7 protein-coding genes are annotated in these 5,323 nt (G+C 43.2%); all 7 read right to left on the minus strand.

What is annotated here, in order from left to right; genetic code table 11:
- The coding region (locus GX348_06175; GenBank protein NLP41777.1) for a flagellin at nt 1-1,355 on the minus strand (1,355 nt) is incomplete at its 3' end.
- 341 nt (nt 1,356-1,696) lie between these two features.
- Nucleotides 1,697-1,930 (minus strand): carbon storage regulator CsrA, encoded by a 234-nt coding sequence (gene csrA / locus GX348_06180; GenBank protein NLP41778.1) that lies wholly within the window; start codon nt 1,928-1,930, stop codon nt 1,697-1,699.
- A gap of 2 nt (nt 1,931-1,932) precedes the next feature.
- Complete coding sequence (locus GX348_06185; GenBank protein ID NLP41779.1) at nt 1,933-2,394, minus strand: flagellar assembly protein FliW; 462 nt, start codon at nt 2,392-2,394, stop codon at nt 1,933-1,935.
- Nucleotides 2,395-2,477: 83 nt separating this feature from the next.
- Nucleotides 2,478-3,038, minus strand: a complete 561-nt coding sequence (locus GX348_06190; protein NLP41780.1) for a hypothetical protein — start codon at nt 3,036-3,038, stop codon at nt 2,478-2,480.
- A gap of 89 nt (nt 3,039-3,127) precedes the next feature.
- Nucleotides 3,128-4,180 carry a hypothetical protein gene (locus GX348_06195; GenBank protein NLP41781.1) on the minus strand — a complete coding sequence of 351 codons (1,053 nt, stop codon included), beginning with the start codon at nt 4,178-4,180 and terminating at the stop codon, nt 3,128-3,130.
- A gap of 126 nt (nt 4,181-4,306) precedes the next feature.
- A complete protein-coding gene (flgL, locus tag GX348_06200; protein ID NLP41782.1) occupies nt 4,307-5,215 on the minus strand; it encodes a flagellar hook-associated protein FlgL in 909 nt (302 codons plus the stop codon).
- A 12-nt stretch (nt 5,216-5,227) separates the two neighbouring features.
- On the minus strand, nt 5,228-5,323 hold a 96-nt coding region (locus GX348_06205; GenBank protein NLP41783.1), incomplete at its 5' end, for a hypothetical protein.

Genomic DNA, 5,323 nt, shown 5'->3' on the forward strand with positions numbered 1-5,323 from the left:
AGAACGCCTTGAGGTTGTTGGTTGGCTTGAGCCAGCATTGCTTGAGCAGCTTGGGAAAGAATGTTGTTCTTTTGGAAGTTCATCATTTCTTTCGCCATATCTACGTCGCGTACGCGAGACTCAGCAGCAGTCAGGTTTTCGCTGGAAGTTCCGAGGTTAGCGATAGTGTGCTCTAAACGGTTTTGAACTGCACCAAGTTTGGATCTTTCAGCAGATACTTTCTGAATAGCAATATCTAGTTTAGTGATGCCAGCCTCTGCACCAGACTGGCTAGTAACGTCAACATCATTTACATTCAAGGATGTAGTGTCCATCTTGCTAACAGCAAGACGAGTGGTTTGGTTTTGGTTTGCGCCAATATGGAAGTTAAGTCCGTTATTTGTTACATTTACAGTCGCATCGTCTGCTTGCAAGAAACTTGTTACGCCAATTTCAAGCCCGCCAACAGACATAACACTATTGGCATCTGCTTTTACGCCTGATTTAGTTGTAGTAGAGCCATCTGCATTAGCAATACTCACATCGGCTGTAATTTCTACATCAAACTTCACTTTACCAGAAGTTCCGTTATAAGAGTCTTGAGCAATAGTTATGAGGTCATTTGTTCCATCGGTAAGAGTAATATCTCCACCTGTAAAGTCTTGCGCACTCGCTGTCGCAACAGTTTCGCCATTAACATCTTTTAAAGTAACAGTTGCGTTATCATTATCCCCAGTAAATTCTAAGGTGTAAGATCCAGCCTTTAAACCACCAGCTGCATCGGTGTTTTCTATTGTAACATTTGCTTCTTGCACTCCACTAGCAGCTTGAAATTTTGCAACTTCGGCTTTCTGATTGGAAAACGTTACTGTATAATCTCCTTCAATCGTACTATCGACTGGAGTCATAGAAGTAACACGTGCGGCATTAGTTCCAGTAATAGTTGAAGTTTGGCCGATAGAACCATCCAACAGTTTCTTAGTATTAAACTCGGTAGTATCAGAGATACGATTTATTTCTGACTTTAATTGCTCAATTTCTTTTTGTATTTCATTACGGTCACTATCAGTTGCAGTATCGTTAGAACCCTGTACAGCTAATTCGCGCATGCGTTGCAGAATACTGTGAGTTTCGTTTAAGCTACCTTCAGCCGTTTGAATAAGAGAAATGCCATCTTGTGCATTACGAGACGCTTGATCCAATCCACGGATCTGACCACGCATTTTCTCGCTGATAGCAAGACCAGCAGCATCATCACCAGCGCGGTTGATGCGAAGACCTGAGGACAGTTTTTCTAAGGATTTGCTAGTTTGAGCGTTGTTGGCACTCAACTGGCGATAAGTGTTAAGGGATGCCATATTGTGATTGATAATCATGGTTTTTTCCTCCTTGATTTTACATATCCGGGCATCCTTGCCCGTTTTATTTGTCTCGAGCCTGTCCACCTCGCCGGCCGGATCGGGGGACGAGCTTATTGACTTTTACATTAATATTATCGTAGGATAAACTCTATACTCTAAAGGCTATTTTTAGGGTTTTTCAGGGTTTTTGTGTGACTATTGTGATAATGCTTTGTTTTTCGTGGATTTAGGACTATATTTAATAATCTTGTCGAAATTTTTGAAAACACACCCCGGCCTGTGGGCCACCCCTCTCGAGAGGGGATTAGGAATGAGATTGCCGCGCTGCGCTCGCAATGACAATCAGGTATACTGTGCTATTTTGTTTTCTTGATGTCCTTGAACATATCTAATGCATTCATATCGACAGGGGCGGCGGCTTGTTTATTTTCGGCAGCAATGGCATCGTATATCTCGCCGCGGTAGATTTTGATGGTTTTGGGGGCTTCGAGGGCTAGTCTGACATTATCGCCTTTTACATCTACGACAGTTACGACAATGTTGTCGCCGATGACAATTCTTTCGCCGATTTTTCGCGTTAAAGCCAACATGCTTACTTGCCCCCTTCTGATTCTTGCTTGTGAGGCAGTCCGTTGGGAAACAGTTTATGACGTGTAGTATATTCCGTTTTTTCTAAAATAATTTGCTGAGCGATTTTTGTTTGCCAATTTACTATAATTGGGGCAAGCAAATTGACAGTAGCATTTTCAAGATTTTCTTTAATAGTTACGATATTGAATATTTGCGGTGGATTTTCCTTTGACAACTTTAGCTCTTGAACAAAGTCATCAGAGAGTTGAAAACTATAGTCGCTAAAAAAAGTAAACGGTTCTACTATTACAAAAGCTAGGTCTGGGCTGATCGCGGATTGTAGTAAAGCAAAGGGGTTGTCCTGGCCTTGCGGTAAAAAGGCAAATTTTTTTTCATCAAGAAAGCCTGGCAGGCCGTCAGGGAAGGATAATAGATCTTGGTTAGAGACTTCTATTTCGCCAAAACGGGTTGATTGGATTAACATGATAATACCTCCGTCAAATGTATAAGATTATTATAGCTCAAGAGGGGATTTTATTTTTTAAGGCACTTGGGGTTGCCAAGTGCCTATGCTTGAATATCGTATTTGTTTTCAGTTATCCAGAGCCTTACACTTTGATACTGGGCGATACGGATATCGACTGTGCCGCGGTCTAGGTTAGCATCGACAGTGCCACGTCTGAGATTAATATCCAAATTACCCGGAATATATTCTATTTGGGCAGGATTGAATTTATAGCTTATGTCTGGTTTTTCAATCGGCACCCAGATTAGTTCCGGCAGTTCGGGCAAATTGGCCTCTGCCGACATTTCGGCAATAGCATTTTCTTTAGTCTCAATCCGCGCCATTCGATCGCCTTCCTGGGCAATCCGACCAATGGTCTCCAACGCGGTCTGCTTACCCTCGCGGGCATTATCGCGGGCCATATCCTGGATATTTTTAATGCCGATTGAGTAGCGATAGGGCGTATAATCTAGCTCCAGTTCGCCGGTAGCCTGACGGATTTCAAGTCTGGCGGCCTGGGAATTAATATCGATTTGCGGGCGGGTAGTCTGTAGATTAAGTTGAGGTCTGGTTGTGTTTATGGCGATTTTGGCGTATTGCTGCGATATGTTGAGACAGAGCATTATCAGGCCTCCTTTTACACACCCCGGCGCTGCGGCGCCACCCCTCTCAAGAGGGGATTAGGGGATGAGATTGCTCAAGAGTGGACAACTTATATAGCCAGGTCAACTTGCTGTATAGTACCAGCTGTGCCATTTTCGCGAAGAAAAATGCCGGTGCTGCGGAGTTGTCCTTGAGTATTGTTAGCGCCATCCTTCATGGCAAAATCAGTATTTAGGTTGCCAAGATAAATAGCACCGATTCCTTTTTGGCCAAGGGCAAAGAGTTGGTCGTTGCCGTTAGCATCCTTTGTCCAAATCCGTAGTTTGTCGTAAATCGAATCGTTTTCATCAATCCAGCCATTATTATCACTGTCATAAGCCGCAAGTTCGGCAAAGCCATTACCGGTGTTGGGGCCGAAAAGTTCTTTGCCGTTATTAATAATACCGTCATTATTAAGGTCCAGGGCTAAAAAACCACTGCCGGCTGCGGCAAAGGAAATTTGATCAGCTTGACCGTCAGAGTCCAAATCAAAGCTGAATTTGGTATCCGTGAGTTTTGCCGCGGGCGCGTCAAAATTGATTATCAGGGGATCAATTAAGGCATCGCCGGCTTTAACATCAATCCGTTGTTCCATAGCAAACTGCCTGGTCATATTTAGCGTCATTGAGATATCAATTTCTCGTCCGTCTGCTGTCTTAACAATCCCGGCAGCTGAAAATGAGACAGTTTCACGCTCGAAGTGGCTGCGGTAGGAATGATACTCAAGCCCCCACCCTTGCAACTGCTGAACATTGCCAAGGTTTATACTCTGACTGGCAATTCTACTTTGGTCTTTAGTAAGCAAATTGAACTTGATCTTTTTACCTGTTAAGGCCTCAATGAACTTTTGCAGTAACAGTAACTTTTGACGATCTTTATCACTGAGATAAAGACCGTCTTCAATTTTGGCCGCTGAAACAGCCTGTTGCTGTTGGGCGGCGAGTTCTTTACCTTCTGCCGAAATTTCTATGATTGTCTGCTTGTTTTTGTTTTGATTTTCCAGCGATAATTGCAAGTCTTTGGCTTTGGGGTCACCCCATACCCTGAGCGATTCGCTTTGAAGGTCACGTTCCTCCAAGCTATGGTGGCTGGCCATAGCAATACTTGAGCCGGTAATCCTCATATTAATACCCTCCTTGGTATTTACATATATAAGGTATTCCTTTACCTAAATTATCAAGTTGCTGTATCTGCTAGACCAAACCCTATTTCTTATGAAGTGCAATCTATGGAGCATACTGTATTTTTTCTATCTTAAGAAGTCCACCAGCGACGCCGGCATTATTTTGGCACCGACTGATAGGGCCATTCGGTAGACATTTTCGGCATTTTTGAAATCGATAATGGCTTTCGGGATGTCAAGATCTTCATTGGCAGCTACATCACCGGTGATTATTGTGTTATTTTTCTCCATCATGGTCTGGGCCATTTCATACATCGACATTCTGGTGCCGAGTTCTGTTTGGGATTTGAGCATCTTGTTGTGCCCGTCTTCGATATATTTCAAGCCGGTTTCCGACAGCCACTTTTGGCTTTCCGCCGAACCGTCTTCCAGTTTTTGTTTTATCTCAATTAAGTTATTTAAAACGCTTAATCCATCACCAAAGACTTCGAACCCAGTGAGATTAACACTATCTTGATTAGGTGTGGCTACCCCAGGCTGAATTGGCATTGAAATCTTACTGGCATCGCCGTTATAAAAGATTTCATCGCCAACCCGCTTGAACGGTTCGGTTTTATCCTGCTGTCCCGCAAAGATATAGCGATCGCCGATTTTGGTATTGCCAATAGTAATCATATGATTAATTAGATTATCTATAGCTTTGCCAATAGTTTTGACGGCATCTTCAGGGTTTGTACCGTTACTTGCCTGAACGACTTGCTCTTTAATATTAATCATAATCGAACTTAAATCTGACATTGCGCTGTCGGTCGTTTCCATCCATGATTGAGCATCTTTGACGTTTTGCGTATATTGCTCGTTTTGCTTCAAGTTAGAATTAAACCGCAGACTGCGAATAGTCTTGATAGGGTCGTCAGAAGGACGGTGAATAGCTTTACGGTCGGCAAGTTGCTCCTGAATATCATACTGACGCTCAAGTGACTTATTTAAACTGTTTAGAAAGCTGTAAGCCATGGTATTATTGGTAATTCGCATTCATTTCACCTCTTAACGTCCGACAACGCCTGTGCCGTTAATTAGTTTATCAAGCATCTCGTCCATGGTCGTTATAACCCGCGCCGCGGCGTTATAGCCTTTTTGGAA

The organism is Veillonellaceae bacterium, from assembly GCA_012523975.1.
In the GTDB taxonomy this organism is placed as follows: Bacteria; Bacillota; Negativicutes; order JAAYSF01; family JAAYSF01; genus JAAYSF01.